The organism is Rhizobacter sp. (assembly GCF_046595475.1).
In the GTDB taxonomy this organism is placed as follows: Bacteria; Pseudomonadota; Gammaproteobacteria; order Burkholderiales; family Burkholderiaceae_C; genus Rhizobacter.
Genome location: NZ_JBKJOQ010000059.1, coordinates 1 through 20424, shown reverse-complemented (window position 1 = coordinate 20424; position 20424 = coordinate 1). Strand labels below are relative to the sequence as shown.

Annotated in this window: 17 protein-coding genes; 4 read left to right on the top strand and 13 right to left on the bottom strand. The window is 66.2% G+C overall.

Translation table 11 applies throughout. The features are described 5' to 3' along the window. Positions 1 to 76 precede the first annotated feature (76 nt). From AC30QB_RS10690 to AC30QB_RS10680, 3 genes are all read left to right on the top strand, one after another. Positions 77 to 1699, top strand: a complete 1623-nt coding sequence (locus AC30QB_RS10690) for a gamma-glutamyltransferase family protein (protein WP_489546196.1) — start codon at positions 77 to 79, stop codon at positions 1697 to 1699. 35 nt (positions 1700 to 1734) lie between these two features. After that, positions 1735 to 2604, top strand: coding sequence for a DMT family transporter (locus tag AC30QB_RS10685; protein ID WP_489546195.1), 870 nt, complete (start codon positions 1735 to 1737; stop codon positions 2602 to 2604). 95 nt (positions 2605 to 2699) lie between these two features. Beyond that, the gene (locus AC30QB_RS10680; protein ID WP_489546194.1) at positions 2700 to 3479 is read left to right on the top strand and encodes an SDR family oxidoreductase; all 780 of its coding nucleotides are present in this window, start codon (positions 2700 to 2702) and stop codon (positions 3477 to 3479) included. Here the strand turns inward: AC30QB_RS10680 and AC30QB_RS10675 are convergent. From AC30QB_RS10675 to puuE, 13 genes are all read right to left on the bottom strand, one after another. Beyond that, positions 3461 to 5860 carry a response regulator gene (locus AC30QB_RS10675; protein ID WP_489546193.1) on the bottom strand — a complete coding sequence of 800 codons (2400 nt, stop codon included), beginning with the start codon at positions 5858 to 5860 and terminating at the stop codon, positions 3461 to 3463. The genes AC30QB_RS10680 and AC30QB_RS10675 overlap by 19 nt on opposite strands. An 8-nt stretch (positions 5861 to 5868) precedes the next feature. Continuing rightward, positions 5869 to 6795 (bottom strand): DMT family transporter, encoded by a 927-nt coding sequence (locus AC30QB_RS10670; protein WP_489546192.1) that lies wholly within the window; start codon positions 6793 to 6795, stop codon positions 5869 to 5871. Positions 6796 to 6828: 33 nt separating this feature from the next. After that, on the bottom strand, positions 6829 to 7929 hold the full coding sequence (locus AC30QB_RS10665) for a BMP family ABC transporter substrate-binding protein (protein WP_489546191.1): 1101 nt from the start codon (positions 7927 to 7929) through the stop codon (positions 6829 to 6831). A gap of 89 nt (positions 7930 to 8018) precedes the next feature. After that, complete coding sequence (locus AC30QB_RS10660; RefSeq protein ID WP_489546190.1) at positions 8019 to 8579, bottom strand: serine O-acetyltransferase; 561 nt, start codon at positions 8577 to 8579, stop codon at positions 8019 to 8021. 144 nt (positions 8580 to 8723) lie between these two features. Next, on the bottom strand, positions 8724 to 9782 hold the full coding sequence (locus AC30QB_RS10655) for an adenosine deaminase (protein ID WP_489546189.1): 1059 nt from the start codon (positions 9780 to 9782) through the stop codon (positions 8724 to 8726). A gap of 2 nt (positions 9783 to 9784) precedes the next feature. Further along, positions 9785 to 10759 carry a Rieske 2Fe-2S domain-containing protein gene (locus AC30QB_RS10650; protein ID WP_489546188.1) on the bottom strand — a complete coding sequence of 325 codons (975 nt, stop codon included), beginning with the start codon at positions 10757 to 10759 and terminating at the stop codon, positions 9785 to 9787. A 64-nt stretch (positions 10760 to 10823) separates the two neighbouring features. Next, positions 10824 to 11981, bottom strand: coding sequence for a BMP family ABC transporter substrate-binding protein (locus tag AC30QB_RS10645; protein ID WP_489546187.1), 1158 nt, complete (start codon positions 11979 to 11981; stop codon positions 10824 to 10826). A gap of 77 nt (positions 11982 to 12058) precedes the next feature. Next, positions 12059 to 12979: an ABC transporter permease gene (locus AC30QB_RS10640; protein WP_489546186.1), complete on the bottom strand. Its 921-nt coding sequence runs from the start codon at positions 12977 to 12979 to the stop codon at positions 12059 to 12061. Further along, on the bottom strand, positions 12979 to 14061 hold the full coding sequence (locus AC30QB_RS10635) for an ABC transporter permease (RefSeq protein ID WP_489546185.1): 1083 nt from the start codon (positions 14059 to 14061) through the stop codon (positions 12979 to 12981). The genes AC30QB_RS10640 and AC30QB_RS10635 overlap by 1 nt, the downstream gene beginning before the upstream one ends. Beyond that, a complete protein-coding gene (locus tag AC30QB_RS10630) occupies positions 14048 to 15586 on the bottom strand; it encodes an ABC transporter ATP-binding protein (RefSeq protein WP_489546184.1) in 1539 nt (512 codons plus the stop codon). Before AC30QB_RS10630 ends, AC30QB_RS10635 begins: the two co-directional genes overlap by 14 nt. A 112-nt stretch (positions 15587 to 15698) precedes the next feature. After that, positions 15699 to 16937, bottom strand: a complete 1239-nt coding sequence (locus tag AC30QB_RS10625; protein WP_489546183.1) for a M20 family metallopeptidase — start codon at positions 16935 to 16937, stop codon at positions 15699 to 15701. Beyond that, positions 16934 to 18808 (bottom strand): 2-oxo-4-hydroxy-4-carboxy-5-ureidoimidazoline decarboxylase, encoded by a 1875-nt coding sequence (gene uraD / locus AC30QB_RS10620; protein ID WP_489546182.1) that lies wholly within the window; start codon positions 18806 to 18808, stop codon positions 16934 to 16936. Before uraD ends, AC30QB_RS10625 begins: the two co-directional genes overlap by 4 nt. Before the next feature lie 5 nt (positions 18809 to 18813). Then, positions 18814 to 19779: an allantoinase PuuE gene (gene puuE, locus AC30QB_RS10615; RefSeq protein WP_489546287.1), complete on the bottom strand. Its 966-nt coding sequence runs from the start codon at positions 19777 to 19779 to the stop codon at positions 18814 to 18816. A gap of 41 nt (positions 19780 to 19820) precedes the next feature. On the opposite strand from puuE, the gene AC30QB_RS10610 reads away from it, so the two are divergent. Further along, on the top strand, positions 19821 to 20424 hold a 604-nt coding region (locus AC30QB_RS10610), incomplete at its 3' end, for a urate hydroxylase PuuD (RefSeq protein WP_489546181.1).

The window sequence follows — 20424 nt, the reverse complement described above, 5'->3', positions numbered from 1 at the left end:
CGAAACAAGCCGCCCTCGGGCGGCTTGTTTCGTTTCCGACTAACCTTGGGGCCAAGAGATTCGAGGAGCTCTCGTCATGACGCATCACACTTTCGACTGGAACGCGGGCTACGCCACCCAGCGCCTGCCAATCTTCGGGCGCAACGTTGTTTCCACCTCGCACCCGCTGGCGGCGCAAGCTGGTTTGCGCATGCTGCTCAAGGGCGGCAACGCGGTCGATGCAGCCATCGCCGCCGCCGCTGCCATCACGCTCACCGAGCCGGTGAGCAACGGGCTGGGTTCCGATGCCTTTTGCATCTTGTGGGATGGCAAGGAGTTGCTTGGCCTCAATGCCTCGGGCCGTGCGCCCCAAGCCTGGACGCCTGAGTATTTCAAGAAAAAGTACGGCAACGACCCGAAGCAGCCACCCGTGCGCGGCTGGGACAGTGTCACCGTGCCCGGTGCCGTGGCGAGCTGGGTGGCGCTGAGCGAACGCTTCGGCAAGCTGCCGTTTGCAGACCTGATGGAGCCAGCCATCGAGATCGCCGAGCGCGGGTACGCGGTGTCGGTAGTCGTGCAGCAGAAGTGGGCGGCCGCCGCGCCCTTGCTGCAAGACCAGCCGGGCTACGCGCAAGCCTTCATGCCGCGTGGGCGCGCACCCGAGGTGGGCGAGTTGTTTCGGCTTCAAGAGGCCTCGCGCTCGCTGCGGCTGATCGCCGAAAGCAAGGGCGCGGCCTACTACGGCGGCGAGATCGCCGAGGCGGCGGCACGCCACGCACGCGAGCATGGTGGCGCCATCACAGTGGAAGACTTCGCCGCCTACAAACCCGAATGGGTCACGCCGCTGGGCAAGGGCTACCGCGGCCACACGCTGCATGAGATTCCGCCCAATGGGCAAGGCATTGCCGCCTTGATCGCGCTGGGCATCTTGTCAAACTTTGACCTGGCGGGCATGAAGGTCGACGGTGTCGATTCACAGCATTTGCAAATCGAAGCGATGAAGCTCGCCTTCGCCGACATCTATCGCTACGTGGCCGAGCCCGCCAGCATGGAGGTCACGCCAGAGCAGATGCTCGACGACGCGTATCTCGCCTCGCGCGCCAAGCTCATCGACATGAAGCGTGCGCAAGACTTCGGCGCGGGCAATCCGGTGAAGGGCGGCACCATCTACCTGAGCACCGCCGATGAGAGCGGCATGATGGTCAGCTTCATCCAGAGCAATTACATGGGCTTCGGCTCGGGTGTGGTGGTGCCGGGCTATGGGCTGTCGATGCAGAACCGCGGCCACGCCTTCAGCCTAGACGCCAAGAGCGCCAACGTGGTGGCGCCAGGTAAGCGGCCGTTTCACACCATCATTCCGGCCTTCCTCAGCAAGGATGGCCAGCCGGTGATGAGCTACGGCGTGATGGGCGCCAACATGCAGCCGCAAGGCCACATGCAGACGCTGGTGCGCATGCTCGATTACAAGCAGAACCCTCAAGCCGCCTGCGATGCGCCGCGCTGGCGCTTCAACCAGGGGCTGGAGATCAACGTCGAAAGCGCGATGAACGCCACCACGGTGCAGGGCCTGGCCGAGCGCGGCCATGTGATGGAAGTGATTCAAGACTCTTACCAAGACTTCGGCGCCGGCCAGTTCATCTGGCGCCTGGGCGACCCGGCCGTTGAGGGCTATGTGGCCGCCAGCGACCCGCGACGCGACGGCCAGGCGGTGGTGTTTTGAGCGCCACGGCGGCCTCTGCTTCACCGCCCCGCGCCTTGTGGCCCGGCCTGCTGTTCGCGATCCTGGGCGCCATTGCCTTCTCGGGCAAGGCCATCATCGTGAAGCTGGCCTACCGTTATGGGGTGGATGCCGTCACGCTGATCATGTACCGCATGCTGTTCGGCCTGCCGATGTTCCTGGCGCTCTCGTGGTGGGCGGGGCGGGGCAAGGCGAGCCTCACGCGGCGCGACTGGCTGGCGGTGTTCGGCCTCGGGTTCAGCGGCTACTACCTGGCGAGCTTTCTAGATTTCGCCGGCCTGCAATACATCACCGCCGGGCTTGAGCGTTTGATCTTGTACCTGGCGCCTACGCTGGTGCTGGCGATGAGCGTGTTCGTGTTCAAGCGCAAGGTCTCTCGTCGTCAACTGATCGCACTGGGGGTGAGCTACTGCGGCGTGCTGCTGGTGTTTGGCCACGAGGTCACCTTGCTGGGCACAGACGTGGCGCTGGGCGCGGCGCTGGTGTTCGCCAGCACGGTGAGCTACGCGCTCTACCTCGTCTACAGCGGCGAAGAGGTCAAGCGCCTGGGCGCCTTGCGCCTCACCGGCCTGGCCACCTCGGTGGCCTGCGTGCTGTGCATCGCGCAGTTCTTCGTGCTGCGCCCCGTGTCGGCCATGGCGGTGGCGCCCGAGGTGATCTGGTTGTCGGTGCTAAACGCCACGGCCTGCACCTTCTGCCCGGTGTTGCTGGTGATGCTGGCGATCGAGCGCATAGGCGCGCCCATGACCACGCAGGTCGGCATGTTCGGGCCGTTGTCGACCATCATGATGGGCGTGGTGATCCTGGGAGAGCCGTTCACCGGCTGGATCGCCGCGGGCACGGCACTGGTGCTGGTGGGCATCTGGCTGCTCGCGCGTTGGCGTTGAACTGGGCACTGCGCCACGGGTGGGATTGAGAGGGGTCGACGACACGGCGCACCAGACTTGCTAGGCTCGCCCCTCTACTCACAGGAGCAGCTCACATGGATCTCGGCATACAAGGCAAATGGGCGCTGGTGTGCGCCGCCAGCAAAGGGTTGGGCAAAGGCTGCGCGCAGGCGCTGGTGCATGAAGGCGTGAACGTGGTCATTACCGCGCGCGGCGCCGAGGTGCTCGAAGCCACGGCTGCAGAGCTGCGCGCCTTGAAGGGTGGTGAGGTGAGGGTGGTGGTGGGCGACATCACCACGCCTGAAGGTCGGGCTGCGGCACTGGCCGCCTGCCCGCAGGTCGACATCCTCATCAACAACGCGGGGGGGCCGCCGCCGGGTGACTTTCGTGAGTGGGACCGCGAAGCGTGGATCAAGGCGCTAGACGCCAACATGCTCACCCCCATCGAGCTGATGAAGTCGGTGGTCGACCCGATGATGGGCCGCGGCTTCGGGCGCATCGTCAACATCACCTCGGCAGCGGTGAAGGCACCGATCGACATCCTCGGGCTCTCCAACGGTGCGCGCTCCGGCTTGACGGGCTTCACCGCGGGCCTCGCGCGCAAGACCGTGGTCAAGAACGTGACCATCAACAGCCTGCTGCCCGGCCCCTTCGACACCGACCGCCTGCGGGTCACCCTGCAGGGCGCAGCGAAGGCGAGCGGGCAGAGCATCGAAGCCATCGCCGATGTGCGCCGCCAGCAGAACCCGGCGCAGCGCTTCGGCACGGCCGAAGAGTTTGGCGCGGCCTGTGCGTTTCTGTGCAGCGTGCACGCCGGCTACATCACCGGCCAGAACCTGCTGATGGACGGCGGCGCCTACCCGGGCACGTTTTGACCCGACGCGCCGGACGAATCTGACGAGCCCGCCGAATCTGACGAGCCTGCCGGTCGCCGCAGGCGGCGCTCGATCACGCGAATGAGGTGCTCTTGCGTGAAGGGCTTGGGCACGTAGTCGTCCATGCCGGCGGCGAGGCAGGCTTCGACGTCGCCCTTCATTGCGTTGGCCGTCAGCGCGACGATGGGCAGGCGCTGCAAGTCGCCCACGCCCTGGTCGCGCTCGTGCTCGCGCAAGCGTGCGGTGGCTTCGAAGCCGTCGGTGCCGGGCATCAGGCAGTCCATCAGTACCAGGTCGAATTCACCGCTGAGGGCGGCCTTCACCGCCGCATCGCCATCGCCCACCACCTGTACCTGGTAGCCCGCCATGCGCAGCATCTGCGCCGCCACTTCCTGGTTCACCGGGTGGTCTTCTGCGAGCAGGATGCGTGCGCGCCGGCCAGGGGCCATAGGCTGCGGCTGTGGGGCGAGGGCGGGCGCCGCCGGGGCAACCGAGGCGGCCAGCAAGTCGATCAGCGCTCGCCGCAGCTCCAGCTTGCGCACCGGCTTGGAGAGCCAGCGCGCCAGGCCCAGGCGTGCCAGGCCTGCGCTCGGGATGTCGAGCCCGGCCGAGCTGAGCATCACGATCTTCAGCTCATCGAGCTTCGGCGTTGCGCGGATGCGCTCGCTCAGGGCCAGGCCATTCATGTCCGGCATGTGCACGTCGAGAATGGCGAGGTCGTGCACCACGGGGCGGTGCTGCAGCAGCTCTAGTGCCTGCAGGCCGCTGGTGGCGGTGTCCACCCGCAAACCCCAGGCGGTGAGTTGGTGGCGCAGGATGTCGAGGTTGGTGGCGTTGTCGTCAACCACCAGCACCTCCACACCGTGCAGCGCGGCGGCTTCGCGGTCGGTGAGCATGGGCGCCTCAGGCACCAGGCGCATGGGCAAGGAAAACCAGAAACGCGAGCCTTCGCCAAGCGTGCTTTCGAGCTGCAGCTTGCCGCCCATCATGGCCACCAACTGGCTTGAGATTGCAAGGCCCAGACCGGTGCCGCCGTGGCGGCGCGTGCGGCTGCCATCACCCTGCGTGAAGGCCTCAAACACCCGCACCTGATCGGGCAGTGAAATACCAGGCCCCGAGTCAGACACCGAGAACTCCACAAGCGCTGCGTGGTTGTGGGCCGCGCTCGACGCGGGCAGCTTGTTGACCGAAATCATCACGTGGCCGTGATCGGTGAACTTGAGCGCATTGCCGAGCAGGTTCATCAGCACTTGGCGCAGGCGGGCAGCGTCGCCATAGGCGCGTATGGGCAGGTCGGTACCCATCTGGCAGATCACCTCCAGGCCCTTGGCGTGTGCTTGCACGGCCAGCAGCTCGGCCACGTCGTAGGCCACCTCGCAGGGGTTGAATGGCAGCGACTCGACCTCGAACTTTCCCGACTCGATCTTCGAGAAATCAAGAATGTCGTTGATGACCCCCAGCAGCGCCTGGCCCGAGCGATGCGCGCTGTCGGCAAAGCGGCGCTGCTGGTCGTTGAGTGCTGTGCCCAGCAGCAGCTCGGTCATGCCCAGCACGCCATTCATGGGTGTGCGGATCTCGTGGCTCATGTTGGCGAGAAACTGCGATTTGGCCTGGCTGGCCAGCTCGGCTGCTTCCTTCGCGGCGTGCAGGTCAAACGCGTGGCGTGCCTTCTCGGCCGCTGACAGCTCCATTTGCAGGCGTATGCGAAAGCCGTAAAGCAGCATGCCCAGGGTGATCGCCGTCACCACGACCATGCTGATGATCTCAAGCGAGCGGTTGCGCTCGACCGAGTCGGCCAGCACGGTGAGTTGCGCCTTCTGAATGTTGCGGGCCGTCTGGCCGACGCTTCGAATGTTGTCTTGGATGTAGGCGTAGCTGCGATCGACCTCGGCCATGGTGCGGGCGGCCGCGTCTAGGCGCTGGCCGGCATAGTTCGTGAGCGTGAGCTCGGCCTGCTCGACCATGCGCTGGGTGGCCTGCTCGGTGCTGTCCAGCCCATGCAGCATCAGCTCGCGCTCGGCCTCGACCGTGTGGGTGCTGAAAAGTTTGCGCGATTGTGCGAGCCGCTCGGCGAAGAGAGTCTTGCCAGCCGCGAGCCGCTGGCGTTCGGCATCGGGCTTGCCGGAGGCGAAGACTTCGTTGGCCGGCGCGTTGACGTTGCCTGCCGCCTGGCGCAGATCGGACAGTGAGCCCAGGCGCTGGGCCCATTCGCGGTCGGCCACGATCGACTGGGCGAAGCTTGCGTTGGTCTGTATGGCCCGGTACTGATCGAGCGCGATCACCAGCAGGATCAGCACGGCGGCCACGCCGTACAAGAGCTGCCACGTGGCGCGGCGTGGCTTGTTGACAGGTGGAGGCGGCGCCGGCGATTTGGTTTGCATGGGCGTGGTCAAGCCTTGGCAGGTCGCGAAGTGACGAGGATACCCGCGGCGATGAGAACGAAAGCCGCCACGTGGTACCAATGCGGCGCTTCGCCCAGCCACGCCGCCGACATCACCGCGGCGAAGAGCGGCGTGAGGTTGTTGAAGAAGGCGGCAATGGCCGGCCCCACCGTGGCCACGCCAGTGCCCCAGAAGCGATAGGCCAGCACTGAGGGGCCGATGGCCACGTAGGCCAGTGCCACCACCACCCAGGGTGACCAGCGGATAGTCGCGGGGTTGATGGCAGCCTCGACACCCGCCGCAGCGCCTGCCCACGCGGCACCAAACAGCACCTGCACCAGCAGCAGCTCGGCCCAGCCCCAGTCGGGCCGCGCCTCGCCTCGCATGTGCGCCGGCGGGCGGGCGAGCATCCAGCTGTACACGGCCCACAACGCAATCGCCAACAGCATGACCAGGTCACCGGGCAAGAGGCGCAGGGCCATCAGCACCTCGGGCTGCCCGCGCGACAACACCAGCATCACCCCACACAGCGAGAGCAGTGCGCCCCACAGTTGGCGGCGCGTCGGGTGCTCGCCGTAGAACAGCGTGCCCATGCCCATCATCCACAGCGGCATGCTCGAAATGATGAGCGTGACGTTGATTGGCGTGGAGGTTTGCAGGGCCAGGTACTGCAGGCCGTTGAAGCAACCCACACCCAGAAAGCCGAGCAGCGCGAGGTAGGGCCAACGCTGGCGTATGTCTTGCGGGCGCTGCAAGAGGCGCCAGCCGAAGGGCAGCAGGATCACCAAGGCCAGCGCCCACCGCATGGCGCTCAGCGCCAGCGGCGGCACGCTGCCCACCAGCAGCCTGCCCACCACCGCGTTGCCGGCCCACAGCAGAGGCGGCAGGGTCAGCATGAGGGCGACACGGGGAGTGATGACGTGCGGTGAGCTCATCCCCCGAGTGTGCCGCGCTTCAGCAGGGCGGGCTCAGGGCTTGGGCAGGCTGCCCACCACGCCTTGCACGAACCAGCTCATGCCTGACAGCGTGGCGTCGTCCATCGTGCCTGAGGCCTGGCGCAGCGTGCCCGCGCTGTCGACCAGCCGGCCTGAGAAGGGGTGGAAGCGGCCGGCCACGATGTCGGCCTCGCGCGCCTTCACGAGCTGGGCCACATCGGTCGGCACCGAGGGCGAGAAGGGTGCCAGTGCCACGAAGCCGTCTTTCATGCCGCCCCACACCGGCTTGGGCCGCCACGTGCCCTTGATCACGGCCTCGGCCACTTGCGTGTAGTAGGCGCCCCATTGGTGCGTGATGGCCGTGAGCTGCGCATCGGGCGCATAGGCGCGCATGTCGCTCTGGTAGGAAATGACGTGCACGCCCTTGCTCTTGAAGTAGGCCTGTGCGGTCTGCGGCACGGCCGGAGAGCCGCTGTGGTTGGTCAACACGTCAGCGCCCTGGTTGATGAGCGACACGGCGGCTTCGCGCTCGCGCGGCGGGTCGAACCAGGTGTTGAGCCACAACACCTTCACTTGCGCCTGCGGGTTGGCCGCGCGCATGCCCAGCGTGAAAGCGTTGATGCCCTGGATCACCTCGGGCACCGGGAAGCCGGCCACATAGCCGGCCACCCCGCTCTTGCTCGTCTTGCCCGCCAGCAGGCCCGCGAGGTAGCGGCCCTCGTAGTAGCGCGCGTTGTAGGTGTTGACGTTCTTCGCGGTCTTGTAGCCGCCGGCGTGTTCGAAGGCGACATCGGGGTAGTCGCTGGCCACGCGCAGCGCGGGCTCCAGGTAGCCGAAGCTGGTGGCGAAGATGAGCCTGTGCCCGCGCGCTGCCAGGTCGCGCATCACGCGCTCCGAGTCAGCGCCTTCTGCCACGGCTTCGATGGCCGTAGTGCTCACCTGCTGGCCCAGTGCTTTCTCCATCGCCAGGCGGCCCTGGTTGTGCTGATAGCTCCAGCCGGCGTCGCCGATCGGGCTCACGAAGACGAAGCCCACTTTCAAAGGGGGTTTGGGCGGGGCCTGTGCGGTGGCAGAGTGAGCCGCGCAAGCGGCCAGCATCGCAGCCAATAGGCCGCGGGCGAGGTTTTTGAACATGGTGTTCCTCTACATGGCCTCTGGGTTGAAATGAAAACCGGCTGCGGAGGCACGCAACCGGTGGCGGGGGGTGGGGGATTGTCGCAGGCCTAGCGGCAGGCGCCTTGGGGCGGGCGGGCCCCACTCGTTTCATTCACGCGCACCAACACCGGATAGCGCGGCTTGATGGTGGCCGGCACGCCAATGGCGATCGAGTTCGACGGGACGTCGGTGATCACCACCGCATTGGCGCCGATCAGCACGTTGTCGCCTATGGTGATGCGGCCCAGCAGCTTGGCGCCCGAGCCGATGTCGACGTTGTTGCCGATCACCGGAGCGCAGGGCTCGCCTACGCGCTTCAGGCCCACCGACACGCCGTCGCGTATGCGGCAGTTGTCGCCAAATTTCGCATAGCCACTGACGATGATGCCGCCGAAGTGGTCGATAACGAAGTTGCGGCCGACCTCTGCCTCGCAGGGCAGGTCTATGCCCGTGATGATCTGCACCAGTTTGTGGGCGATCTTGTAGAGCAAGGAGAAGGCTTTGCGCAGCACAACGGGGCGTACGCGGTAGCGCCATCGCCCGAAGCGGTAAACCGCCATGGCCCAGAAGCCTTGCTGAGACCACCGCCCTTTGTAGGACCGCAAGTCGGCCCGGATGTTGTCGAACATGGTGGCAAGGATCGCAGGCCCAGGTGGACGCCTGAATCTAATCTGAATAAGGGAGTTAGAGCGTATCGCAGCTCATGTCACCACGCTGTAGGACGCGGCCGCAAATTGCCTCGGCGGCTGGCGCTTTTGCGATGCTCTGGTGCGTCAGAGGGCAGCGGCGAAAGCGCTCTCCAGGCGTGAGCGCCAAGCTTGCTTTTCGTCTGCCGAAGCGAAGCTGGCCTCGAAGCTGTTGAGCGCCAGCTGGTATGCGTGGCGCGCGTTGAGCTGGGGCAGCGCCTCGAAGGTCTCGATGAAATTCTGGTTCATGTAGCCGCCGAAGTAGGCGGGGTCGTCAGAGTTGACGGTCACGCACAGGCCTGCTTCCAGCAGAGTGGCGATGTTGTGCTCGGCCATCGTGTCGAACACGCGCAGCTTCACGTTGGACAATGGGCACACCGTGAGCGGCATGCGCGCGGCGGCCAGGCGCAGCACCAGGCGCGGGTCTTCTAAGCAGCGCACGCCGTGGTCGATGCGCTCCACCTTGAGCACATCAAGCGCGTCCCAGATGTAGTCGGGCGGGCCTTCTTCTCCGGCATGCGCCACCACATGCAGGCCAAGCGCACGGCAGCGCTCGAACACGCGGGCAAACTTCTCCGGGGGGTTGCCCCGCTCGCCGCTGTCCAGGCCCACGCCTACGAAATGCTGGCGGTAGGGCAGCGACTCTTCCAGCGTGGCGAATGCCGCCTCTTCGCTCAGGTGGCGCAGGAAGCACATGATCAGCAGCGCGCTCACGCCCAGCTCGCGCTGCGCTGTGCGGCAGGCACGTGTGAGGCCGTTGATCACGGTCTCGAAACTTACGCCGCGCTCGGTGTGGGTCTGTGGGTCGAAGAAGAGCTCTGCGTGCACCACCTGGTCGGCGGCCGCGCGGCGGAAGTAGGCCATGGTCATGTCGAAAAAGTCTTCTTCCTGGATCAACACACTGGCGCCGGCGTAATAGATGTCGAGAAAGCTCTGCAGGTCGGTGAAGGCGTAGGCCGCGCGCAGCGCATCGACGCTTGCAAAGGGGATGGACACCTTGTTGCGCTGCGCCAGCTCGAAGATCAGCTCGGGCTCGAGCGAGCCCTCTATGTGGATGTGCAACTCGGCCTTGGGCATGGCGCGCAGCAGTGCCGGCAGGCGCTCGCGCGGGATGGCGGCCAGGGATTCAGGGGCGGTAGAGGTCATCGTCAACACACTCCAAAGGTGATGCTGCGCTCGCCGAGGTAGCGGCGGTAGGCGGCCGAGCTTCGATCGGCGGCGCTGTGGACTTCGCTGCCGCTCAGAGGCAGGCACTTGGGGCTTTGCGATTCGAGCACGGGGCGATCTTGCATGAAGATCGTGTCTTGAAAGGCGCGCAACTCTTCGTCGCTCGAATCGAAATCGGTCACGGCCAGGCGAAACCACACGCGGCTGCGCTCGGGCTCCACGGGGCAGATGAACAGGCCGATCACGTCTTGGTAGCCGCCTTGCGCCTGCGGCAGCTTGGTGAGCTGCGCGGTGTAGGGGGCGGTGAGCTCGTAGCGGTAGGCCACCGTGCTGCCCTGCGCGGCCAGGCGGTTGCTCTGCGGTTGCCATGCCTCGCAGTCGTGGACGATGAAGCCGTGCGCCGTCAGGTCGACGCGATAGTCGACCAGCTCGGTGTGGCCGCGCTCGCCCAGCAAGCCGTCGTGCACGAAGCCGAAGTGCGCCAGGTCGAGAAAGTTTTCGACTATGCGTGGCGCGCTGGTCGCCACCTCGTACGGGCCGCACAACAGTTTGCGCAGGCGCGCGTCGTGCTCGGCGTCAAAGGCGGGCGGCAGGCTGTGGCTTGCCTGCAGTCGCACCCAGATCAGGCCGTGGGCTTCATGCGCTTCGTGCGTGCAGGCGCGGTGCGACGCAGGCGGCACGAAATGGGGCCTGGCGGGAATCAGCTGGCATGCCCCGTCGGCCGCGAACTGCCAGCCGTGGTACGGGCACTCCAACTGCGAGCCGGCATCAAGGTGCAACACGCGGCCCAGCGACAGCTTTGTGCCGCGGTGCGGGCAGCGGTCGGCCCAGGCATGAGCCCTGCCTGCCGCATCGCGCCAGAGCACCAGGTCTTGCGACAGCAGGCGTGCGGGCAGCGGCGCATCGGCCAGTGCTGCGCTGTCTGCCACCGGGTGCCAAAGCGTCGTTTCGATCATGGTTCAACAAATGTGGCAGAGGCCGCACGCGGCGGCCTCCGTGGTTGCTTGCGTCGCCGCTCGCTTACTTGGCGCCAGGCACCTTGCCTTCAACGCCCTTCACATAGAAGTTGACGCCGCCGAGGAATTTGTCGTCCGCGGTTTCATCTTTCTTGATCAGCAGCTTGCCATCATTCCCGGTGATGGGGCCCTTCCAGATGGCGAAGCTGCCATCCTTCAGGCCGGCCTTCACGGTCTCGACCTTGGTCTTGATGTCGGCTGGCACTTTGTCGGAGATCGACACGATGTCGATCGCCCCTTCTTTCACGCCCCACCACACGCTGCCAGTGGCCCACTTGCCGTCGAGCGCATCACCGGTGGCCTTGATGTAGTACGGCGCCCAGTTGATGATCGATGAGGCCAGGTGCGCTTCGGGGGAGTAGGCCGACATGTCGCTGTCCCAGCCGAAGGCGTACTTGCCGGCCTTGCCTGCTGCCTTGAGCACCGCAGACGAGTCGGTGTTCTGGAACAGCACGTCGGCGCCGCCGTTGATCAGCGACTGCGCGGCTTCGGTTTCCTTGGGCGGATCGAACCACTTGTTGACCCACACCACCTTGGTCTTGACCTTCGGGTTGACCGACTGCGCACCCAAGGTGAAGCTGTTGATGTTGCGAATCACCTCGGGGATGGGCACTGAGCCCACCACGCCCAGCGTGTTGGTCTTGGTCATGGCACCGGCAATGATGCCGGCCATGTAGGCGCCTTCATAGGTGCGGCTGTCGTAGGTGCGCATGTTCTCGGCCGTCTTGTAGCCGGTGGCGTGCTCGAACTTCACGTCTTTGGCTTCGGGGGCGACCTTGAGCATCGACTCCATGTAGCCGAAGGTGGTGCCGAAGATCAGCTTGTTGCCTTGGCCGATCATGTCGCGGAAGACGCGTTCGGCATCAGCGGCTTCGGGCACGTTTTCCACGAAACTCGTGACAACCTTGTCGCCGAATTGCTTCTCGACGGCCTTGCGGGCGTTGTCGTGCGCGTAGGTCCAGCCGCCGTCGCCCACCGGGCCGACGTAGGCAAAGGCCACCTTCAGCGGGGCAGGCTTGGCCGGTGCGGAAGCGGCCATCGGCGCCGGCGCAGCGGGAGCTGGCGCCTCTTCTTTCTTGCCGCAGCCCACCAGCGCGGCAGCCGCCGCGAGGGTGCTCCACCCTGCGATCTTCAGCAGGGTACGTTTGGATTTTTGGGTCATGTCTTCTCCAGATGAAAGTTCGTCATACGTCACCACGCACAGGATTTGGGCGCTGTGATCCAGCGCGCCTTGAATTATCAGCTCCCAGGAAAGAACGGCTTGCCCAGCGAGGCCGGCATGTTCACGCGTATCCAGGTGGCGTTGCGCGAGATCAGCACCAGCACCACGATGGTGGCGAGATAAGGCAGCATGGTCAGCAGTTGGCTTGAGATTTCTACGCCTTCGCCCTGCAGATAAAACTGAAGCATGGTCACGCCGCCGAACAGATAGGCACCGAGCAATACCCGTGCCGGCCGCCAGGTGGCAAAGGTGGTGAGGGCCAGCGCAATCCAGCCCTTGCCCGCCACCATGCCCTCGACCCACAACGGCGTGTAGACCACCGAGATGTAGGCGCCCGACAAGCCGCACAGGGCGCCGCCCACCATCACCGCCGCCAGGCGGATGCGCCGCACCGGGTAGCCCAGCGCGTGCGCCGATTCGGGTGATTCGCCTATCGCCCGCAGCACCAGGCCTGAGCGCGAGCGGTAGAGAAACCAGGCCAAGGCCAAGGTCAGCGCGATGGCGATGTAGACCATCGGGTGCTGGCGGAAGAAAGCCGGCCCGATGAACGGGATGTCGGCGAGACCAGGGATCTGGAACTGCAGCCGCTCGGGCAGCTTCTCTTGCGTGTACTTGATGCCTACGAAGGCTGAGAAGCCGGCACCGAAGAGGCTGAGCGCCAAGCCGGTGGCGTATTGATTGGTGTTGAGCCAGATCACCAGCAGGCCGAAGGCAGCGGCGAGCAGCGCACCCGCCACCGCGCCCGCCGCGAGGCCGGCCCATTCGTTGCCGGTGTGGATGGCCACGGCGAAACCGGCGATGGCGGCCACCAGCATCATCCCCTCGGCCCCCAGGTTGACGATGCCAGCGCGCTCGTTGATCAAGAGGCCCAGCGCGGCGAATGCGAGCACGGTGCCAGAGCTGAGCGTGGCGGCGAGCAGCAGGGCGAAGGCGTCCATCAGGTGCCTCCTTTCAAGATGGGCCGTGCGGCCACCCAGCGTATGCGGTAGAGGATGAGCGTGTCGCAGGCCAGCAGCGAAAACAGCAGCAGGCCCTGGAACACGCCAGTGAGAGATTTCGGCAGGCCCAGACGCGATTGCGCCAACTCACCGCCGATGTAGAACATGCTCATCAAGATCGACGAGAAGACGATGCCGACCGGGTGCAGCCGCCCAACGAAGGCCACGATGATGGCCGCGAAACCGTAGCCCGCCGGCACGTGCGGCGTGAGCTGGCCCAAGGGGCCGGCGGCTTCGAGCGCCCCCGCCAGGCCGGCCATGCCGCCCGACAGCAGCAGCGCCGTCCACAAAGCCTTGCGCGAAGAAAAGCCGGCGTAGCGCGCCGCGGCAGGCGCCAGGCCACCCACCTGCAGCTGGTAGCCCGAGTAGCTGCGGAACATGAACAACCACAACACCACCACCGAGCCCAACCCAATCAGCACGCCGATGTTGACGCGAAAGCCGGTGAAGAGTTTCGGCACTTGTGTGACGGGCAGGAAGCTGATGGTCTGCGGAAAGTTGTAGCCATTCGGGTCTTTCCAGGGCCCGTAGACCAGGTAGCTCAGCACCATCTCGGCCACGTAGACCAGCATCAGGCTGACCAGGATCTCGCTCGCGTTGGCTTTGTCGCGCAGCAGCGCCACGATGGCCGCCCACAGCATGCCGCCCAGCACGCCGGCCAGCAAAATCGGCAGCACGATCCAGCGGCTCGAATCCTTGTCGGCCATCATCGCCACGCCGCTTGCAAAGATGGCCCCAAGGATGAACTGGCCCTCGGCGCCGATGTTCCACACATTAGAGCGAAAGCACACCGCCAGGCCGAGGGCGATCAACAGCAGCGGCGTGGCCTTCATCGCCAGCTCGGTCAACGCGTACCAGCTCTTCACGGGCTCGACGAAGAAAGCCTGCAGGCCGTGCAACGGGTCTTTGCCGAGGATGACGAAGAGCACCACGCCGATCAGCACCGTGATGGCCAGCGCCAGCAGGGGCGACACCACCGACATCCACTTGCTGGGCTCGGGGCGGGCTTCAAGCTTGAGCATGGGCGGCCTTCTGAGTCTTGTTCTTGTCGTTGGCATCACCCCACAACCCCGACATCCATTCGCCGATCTGCGGCACGGTGGCTTCGCGAGTGGCGATGCCAGGCGACATGCGGCCTTGGGCGATCACCATCAGCCGGTCGCTGATCTCGAACAGCTCGTCGAGCTCTTCGCTCACCACCAACACCGCGCAGCCGGCGTCGCGCAGCTTGAGCAGCTCGCCGCGGATCTGCGCTGCCGCGCCCACGTCCACGCCCCAGGTGGGCTGCGACACGATCAGCAGTTTCGGGTTGGCGTCGATCTCTCGACCCACCAGAAACTTTTGCAGGTTGCCACCCGACAGGCTCTTGGCCGCCGCACCGGGGCCGCCGGTTTTCACGTTGAAGCGCTGGATGAGATGTTGAGCCAACTCGGTCACTTGCTGGGTGCGCAACCAGCCGCCGCGGCCCACGGCCTCGGTGCGCGTGAGCAAGGTGTTTTGTGCCAGCGAGAGCGGTGGCACCGCGCCGCGGCCCAGCCGCTCTTCCGGCACGAAGTGCAGGCCGGCCTGGCGCCGCACCTGCGGCGGCTTGTTGCCGATGGGGTTGCCGAAGAGCTCGATGGAGGCCGGCGCAGCGCGCGTGTCTTCGCCCGACAGCGCGGCCATCAGCTCTTGCTGGCCGTTGCCCGACACGCCGGCAATGCCGACGATCTCGCCGGCCTGCACGTCGAGTGAGATGCCTTGCAGCGTCATGCCGAACTGGTCGAGCTTGGGCAGGCTCAGGTTTTTTACGGCCAGCACCACACCGCCCAGCGTGGCCTGACTGTGCTGTAGCTGCGGTGGCTCGGCGCCGATCATCAGGCGCGACAGGCCGGCATTGGTTTCTTGCGTCGGGTCCACCTCGCCCGTGACCTTGCCGCCGCGCAGCACGGTGCAGTGGTGGCACAGCGCGCGTATCTCGTCGAGCTTGTGGCTGATGTAGAGGATGCTGCAGCCTTCGCTTGCCAGCTTGCGCAGCGTGACGAAGAGCGTTTCCACCGCCTGAGGCGTGAGCACCGAGGTGGGCTCGTCGAGTATCAGCAGCTTCGGTGCAGTCATGAGCGCGCGCACGATCTCCACGCGCTGGCGCTCGCCGACCGACAGCGTGTGCACCGGGCGCAGCGGCTCTACATCAAGGCCGTACTCTTTCGACACGCTGGTGATGCGCGCGATCACCTCGGCCAGCGTCAGCGTCTTGCCCAGGCCCAGCCACACGTTCTCGGCGGCGGTAAGGGTGTCGAACAGGCTGAAGTGCTGGAACACCATGCTGATGCCCAGGGCGCGCGCCTCGGCGGGGCTGCGCACCTGCACCGGTTGGCCGTTCCAGCGAATCTCGCCTTCATCGGGCCGCACCGCGCCGTAGATCATCTTCATCAGCGTCGACTTGCCGGCGCCGTTTTCGCCCAGCACCGCGTGGATCTCACCCGGCTTCACGCGCAGGCTCACCTGGTCGTTGGCCTTGACGGCGGGGTAGGTCTTGCTGAGCTTGATGAGTTCGAGGCGGAGCATGCTTGTCCTCAAGGCGCTTGCACATCACCAACCGCTCGGGCTGAGGTATCGAAGCCGCGCTCGGCTTGTGCATGCATGGGGCTTCGATACCTCAGCCTGAACGGGAGATGGTTCATGCCAACAGGTCATACAAGGCGCGCGCCACCACCTTGGTGGCACGCTTCAAGTCTTCAAGCACGAGGTGTTCGTCGGCGCGCTTGGCATTCGATTCGAGCACGGTGCGCGGCCCGGCGCCGTAGATCACGGCCGGTATGCCTTGCTCGCAGTACAGGCGCACGTCGGTGTACAGCGGTGTGCCTGAGGTGGGAAGGGGCTCGCCGAACACCGCCAGCCCGTGCTTTTGCAGTGCCTCCACCAGCGGCTTGTTGCCCGGCAGAGGCTGCAGCGCCCTCGCCAGCAGCAGGCGCTTGATGTCGACGGTGATGCCCGGCTGCAGCGCGGCGGCATCGGCAATCACCAGGCGGATGCTGGCTTCGACGGCGACCGGGTCTTCTTCGGGAATCATGCGGCGGTCTAGCTTCAGCACCACCTTGCCCGGCACGACATTGGTGTTGGTGCCGCCCTCGATGCGCCCCACGTTGAGGTACGGGTGGGTGATGCCCTTGACCCGGCTCGTCACCTGCTTGTACAGCCGGTTCTGCGCATACAGGGCGTTGAGGATCAGCGTGGCGGCCTGCAGCGCGTCGACCGCAGTGTCCGGCACCGCGGCGTGTCCCATCTTGCCGTGCACCGTGACTTCGAGCTGCAGGCAGCCGTTGTGTGCGGTGACGACCTGGTAGCTGAAGCCCGCGGCGATCAGCAGGTCGGGCTTCGTCAGCCCTTTCTCGAGCAGCCAGCCGGGGCCGAGCTCGCCGCCGAATTCCTCATCGTAGGTGAAGTGCAGCTCGACGCCGCCGCGCAGCGTTTCAGGCGACGTCGCACCGAAAGATTCCACCGCGCGTGTGGCGAAAGCGAAGGTCGAGAAATCGCACTTGCTGACCGCGGCGGCGCGGCCGTAGAGCCGGCCGTCGACGACCTCGCCGCCATAGGGCGGGTACGTCCAGCCCTCGCCCGGCGGGACGACGTCGCCGTGGGCATTGAGCGCGATCGTCGGCCCGCCCGCGCCCCAGCGGCGTCGCACGATCAGGTTGGTGATCGATTCGAGCCCCTGCGCCTTCACCGCGTCGGCCGGTACAGGGTGCGCCTCGGCTTCGTAGCCGAAGCCGCGCAACAACTCGACGGTGCGCGCGGCATGCGGTGCGTTGTTGCCGGGCGGCGTGTCGGTGGGCACTCGAACCAACTCTTGCAGAAAGCGCACTTGCTCGTCGAAGTGTGCATCGATCCAGGCGTCGAGCTTGTCGTGTGGGTTCATCTCGGGGCAGTCGTTGGGCCGGCCAGTTGTTCGAGAAGCTTGAAGAAGGCGCGCACCGCCAGCTCCGCGTCGTGGTTGCTGACGGCTTCGAGCGGGTTGTGGCTGATGCCGCTGTTGAGGCCGCGAACGAAGAGCATCGCCTGCGGCATGCATTCGTGCAGCTTCATCGCGTCGTGGCCGGCGCCGCTGGGCATGCGCTGCAGCGGCAGGCCAAGTGCAGACACCGCGAGCTCCCAGCGCTGCTGCCAGGCCGCATCGCTCGGCGCCGCGGCCGCGCGCATCGTTTCTTCGAGCTTGAAATGCAGGCCGCGGCGTTCGCAGATGCGTTGCAGTTCGGCGCGCACGTCGTCGGCGCACGCGTCGCGCACGCCGTCGGTCGTCGCGCGGATGTCCAGGCTGAACCGGCAACGCCCCGGCACGACATTGATCGAGCCGTTGGGCACTTCGAGCATGCCGACGGTGGCCACCAAATGGGGCAGCGCGCTGCCGCGCTGCTCGACATACAGCGCGAGTTCGGCAGCGGCGGTGGCCGCGTCGCGACGGCGGCCCATCGGCGTGGTGCCGGCATGGCTGGCCATGCCGACGATCTCGCCGAGCAAGCGTACGCTGCCATTGATCGAGGTCACGATGCCCAGCGGCAGGTCGAGCTCGTTCAACACCGGGCCCTGCTCGATGTGCACCTCGACGAAGCCGAGATAGCGCGATGGATCGCGCTCGATCTGGGAGATGTCGTCGATGCACAGGCCCGCGTGCTGCATCGCCTCGCGCATCGTCACGCCATCGGCGTCGCGCTGGTCGAGCCAGGCGCGGTCGAAGTGACCGGTGAGCGCGCCCGAGCCGAGGAAGGTCGCCTTGTAGCGCTGGCCCTCCTCTTCGGCGAAGCCGATCACCTCGATGCCGAAGGGCAGGCGCCGGCCGCTGCGTTTGAGCTGCTGCACGCAGGCCATCGGCACGAAGATGCCCAGCCGCCCGTCGTACTTGCCGCCGTTGCGCACGGTGTCGTAGTGGGAGCCTGTCAGCAGGCTTCGGCTGCCGACAGGTCCCACGGGGCGTAACGAGCCCGACCCTTCCCCAACCCTCCCCTGTCCAGGGGAGGGCTTGCGCATGCCAGCGTCAGCGGCTTCGGCCTCACCCCAATACACGCCGACGACATTGCCCACCGCGTCGATCCCGACCTCGTCGAACCCGCAGTCCGCACGCATCCAGTGCGCGAGTTGCTGCGCGCAGGCGCGGTGCGCGTCGGTCAGGTAGGTGACGGTCAGCTCGCCACGCTCGGCGTAGCCGGGGTCGCTGTGCACCGCCAGGCGCTCGGCCCAGTCCCACACCAGGTTGCCGAGTTCGGGCGACTCGCCGAACTTGTCGGCCAGCCTCAGCTCGGCGATGCGGTGAATGTTGCGCAGCGCTTCGGCGAACTCGAAGTCCGGGTGGTGGTCGAGCCGCCGTGCGAAGGTGGCGATGATCTCGGCCTTCGGCAGCCCCTGCCCGCGCGGCCCGCGCACCGCGAGGATGAAGGGGAAACCGAACCTGGCGTTGTAGTCGGCATTGAGTTGCTGGATGCGCGCGAGCTCGGCCGGCGTGCAGTGGGTCAGCCCGGCGCGGCCTTGTTCGTCGGTCGACTCGGCCGTCAACGACTGGCTGACCATCGCCTTGCCGGCCAGTTCAGGATGGGCCCGGATCAGTGCGAGCTGGCGTTCTCGCCCCGCTTCGCGAACCGCGTCGACGAGCGCGAGCTTCAACTTCGACAGGCTCGCGAAGGGCCGTCGTGCCATCGCAGCTTCGACGACCCAGGGTGAATCTTCGTAGGTGCCGGCGAGCAGTGCCGCAGCCTCGTCGGTGCTCGCGGTGTTGATGCGATCCAGGCCGAGGCTCATGGCCTTTACTCCCAAACGAAGGCAGTGCCGGCATCGAAGGGATGCACGGACTTCCAGTGGCGCGCGATCTCGACGCGGCGTGCGATCCAGACCCGGTCGTGGGCCTGCACATGGTCGAGAAAGCGCTGCAAGCCGCGCAGCCGGCCCGGCCGCCCGAGCAGGCGGCAGTGCATGCCGATGCTCATCATGCTGGGCCGCACGGCACCCTCGGCGTAATGCACATCGAACGCGTCGCGCAGATAAGTGAAGAAATCGTCGCCCTGCGAAAAACCCTGCGGCAAGGCGAAGCGCATGTCGTTGCAGTCGAGCGTGTAGGGCACGACGAGGTGCGGCGCCAGGCTGCCGTCGCTCTTGCGCACTTGCAACCACAGCGGCAGGTCGTCGCCGTAGTAGTCACTGTCGTACTCGAAGCCGCCGTGGTCGGCGACCAGGCGGCGTGTCGCGGGGCTGTCGCGGCCGGTGTACCAGCCGAGCGCGCGCTGGCCGGCGAGGCCTTCGATGGCGGCCATGGCGCGTTGCAAGTGCTCGCGCTCGGTGGCCTCGTCGACGTTCTGGTACGAGATCCAGCGCCAGCCGTGGCAGGCGATCTCGTGGCCCAGCTCTACGAAGGCCGCCGTGACCTCGGGGCAGCGCTCCAGAGCCATTGCGACACCGAAGACCGTGAGCGGCAGGCCGCGGCGCTCGAACTCTCGCAGCAGGCGCCAGACGCCCACACGCGACCCGTACTCGTAGAGGCTCTCCATGCTCAGGTGCCGCGCGGCGAAGGCCGGCGGATTGAACATCTCGGACAGGAACTGTTCGCTGCCGGCGTCGCCGTGCAAGACCGAGTTCTCGCCGCCCTCCTCGTAATTGAGGACGAACTGCAGCGCGACGCGGGCCCGGCCGGGCCACTGCGGATGCGGCGCTTCGCGGCCGTGCCCGCGCAGGTCGCGGGGGTAACGAGCGGCGGGCGCGGCGGCGGGAGAAGGCATCACGGCAAAGTCTAGTTCAGCAGATGCGGCAAGAATGCAGCATGGACGCCTACCTGCTCGACTGGGCCAACCTGCTGCTGCGCTGGGCCCATGTGATCGTCGCGATCGCGTGGATCGGCTCGTCGTTCTACTTCGTCTTCCTCGACAACAGCCTGACGGCGCCGACCGCGCCCGAGCTCGTCGACAAAGGCGTCAGCGGCGAGCTCTGGGCCGTGCACGGCGGCGGCTTCTACCACCCGCAGAAGTACCAGCTCGCACCGAAGCAGTTGCCGGCGCATCTTCACTGGTTCTATTGGGAAAGCTACAGCACCTGGCTGACCGGCTTCGCCCTCTTCACGGTGATGTACCTCTTCAATGCCGGCACCTTTCTGGTCGACAAGAGCGTGCACGACTGGTCGGCCGGCGCGGCCGTCGCGGCCTCGCTCGGCTTCCTCGTGGCCTGCTGGTTCGTCTACGATCTGATCTGCCGCGCCTTCGGCCAAAAGAAGCACGGCGACCTGATCGTCGGCCTGGGCGTACTGGCCTTCGTCGCCTTCGCGAAAAGCTGGCAGGCCAGCCAGGACGCGAAGGCGACGAAGGCCAGTACGCCCAGGCCGACGATCAGGTCGCCGTGCTTCTTTTGGCCGAAGGCGCGGCAGATCAGAT

Coding starts and splice junctions, on each gene's coding strand:
- AC30QB_RS10630 (WP_489546184.1), bottom strand. CDS start 15,586: ATGCTCCGCCTCGAACTCATCAAGCTCAGCAAGACCTACCCCGCCGTC.
- puuE (WP_489546287.1), bottom strand. CDS start 19,779: ATGCCTTCTCCCGCCGCCGCGCCCGCCGCTCGTTACCCCCGCGACCTG.
- AC30QB_RS10655 (WP_489546189.1), bottom strand. CDS start 9,782: ATGACCTCTACCGCCCCTGAATCCCTGGCCGCCATCCCGCGCGAGCGC.
- AC30QB_RS10645 (WP_489546187.1), bottom strand. CDS start 11,981: ATGACCCAAAAATCCAAACGTACCCTGCTGAAGATCGCAGGGTGGAGC.
- AC30QB_RS10665 (WP_489546191.1), bottom strand. CDS start 7,929: ATGTTCAAAAACCTCGCCCGCGGCCTATTGGCTGCGATGCTGGCCGCT.
- AC30QB_RS10660 (WP_489546190.1), bottom strand. CDS start 8,579: ATGTTCGACAACATCCGGGCCGACTTGCGGTCCTACAAAGGGCGGTGG.
- AC30QB_RS10675 (WP_489546193.1), bottom strand. CDS start 5,860: ATGCAAACCAAATCGCCGGCGCCGCCTCCACCTGTCAACAAGCCACGC.
- AC30QB_RS10635 (WP_489546185.1), bottom strand. CDS start 14,061: ATGCTCAAGCTTGAAGCCCGCCCCGAGCCCAGCAAGTGGATGTCGGTG.
- AC30QB_RS10650 (WP_489546188.1), bottom strand. CDS start 10,759: ATGATCGAAACGACGCTTTGGCACCCGGTGGCAGACAGCGCAGCACTG.
- uraD (WP_489546182.1), bottom strand. CDS start 18,808: ATGAGCCTCGGCCTGGATCGCATCAACACCGCGAGCACCGACGAGGCT.
- AC30QB_RS10625 (WP_489546183.1), bottom strand. CDS start 16,937: ATGAACCCACACGACAAGCTCGACGCCTGGATCGATGCACACTTCGAC.
- AC30QB_RS10670 (WP_489546192.1), bottom strand. CDS start 6,795: ATGAGCTCACCGCACGTCATCACTCCCCGTGTCGCCCTCATGCTGACC.
- AC30QB_RS10640 (WP_489546186.1), bottom strand. CDS start 12,979: ATGGACGCCTTCGCCCTGCTGCTCGCCGCCACGCTCAGCTCTGGCACC.
- AC30QB_RS10690 (WP_489546196.1), top strand. CDS start 77: ATGACGCATCACACTTTCGACTGGAACGCGGGCTACGCCACCCAGCGC.
- AC30QB_RS10680 (WP_489546194.1), top strand. CDS start 2,700: ATGGATCTCGGCATACAAGGCAAATGGGCGCTGGTGTGCGCCGCCAGC.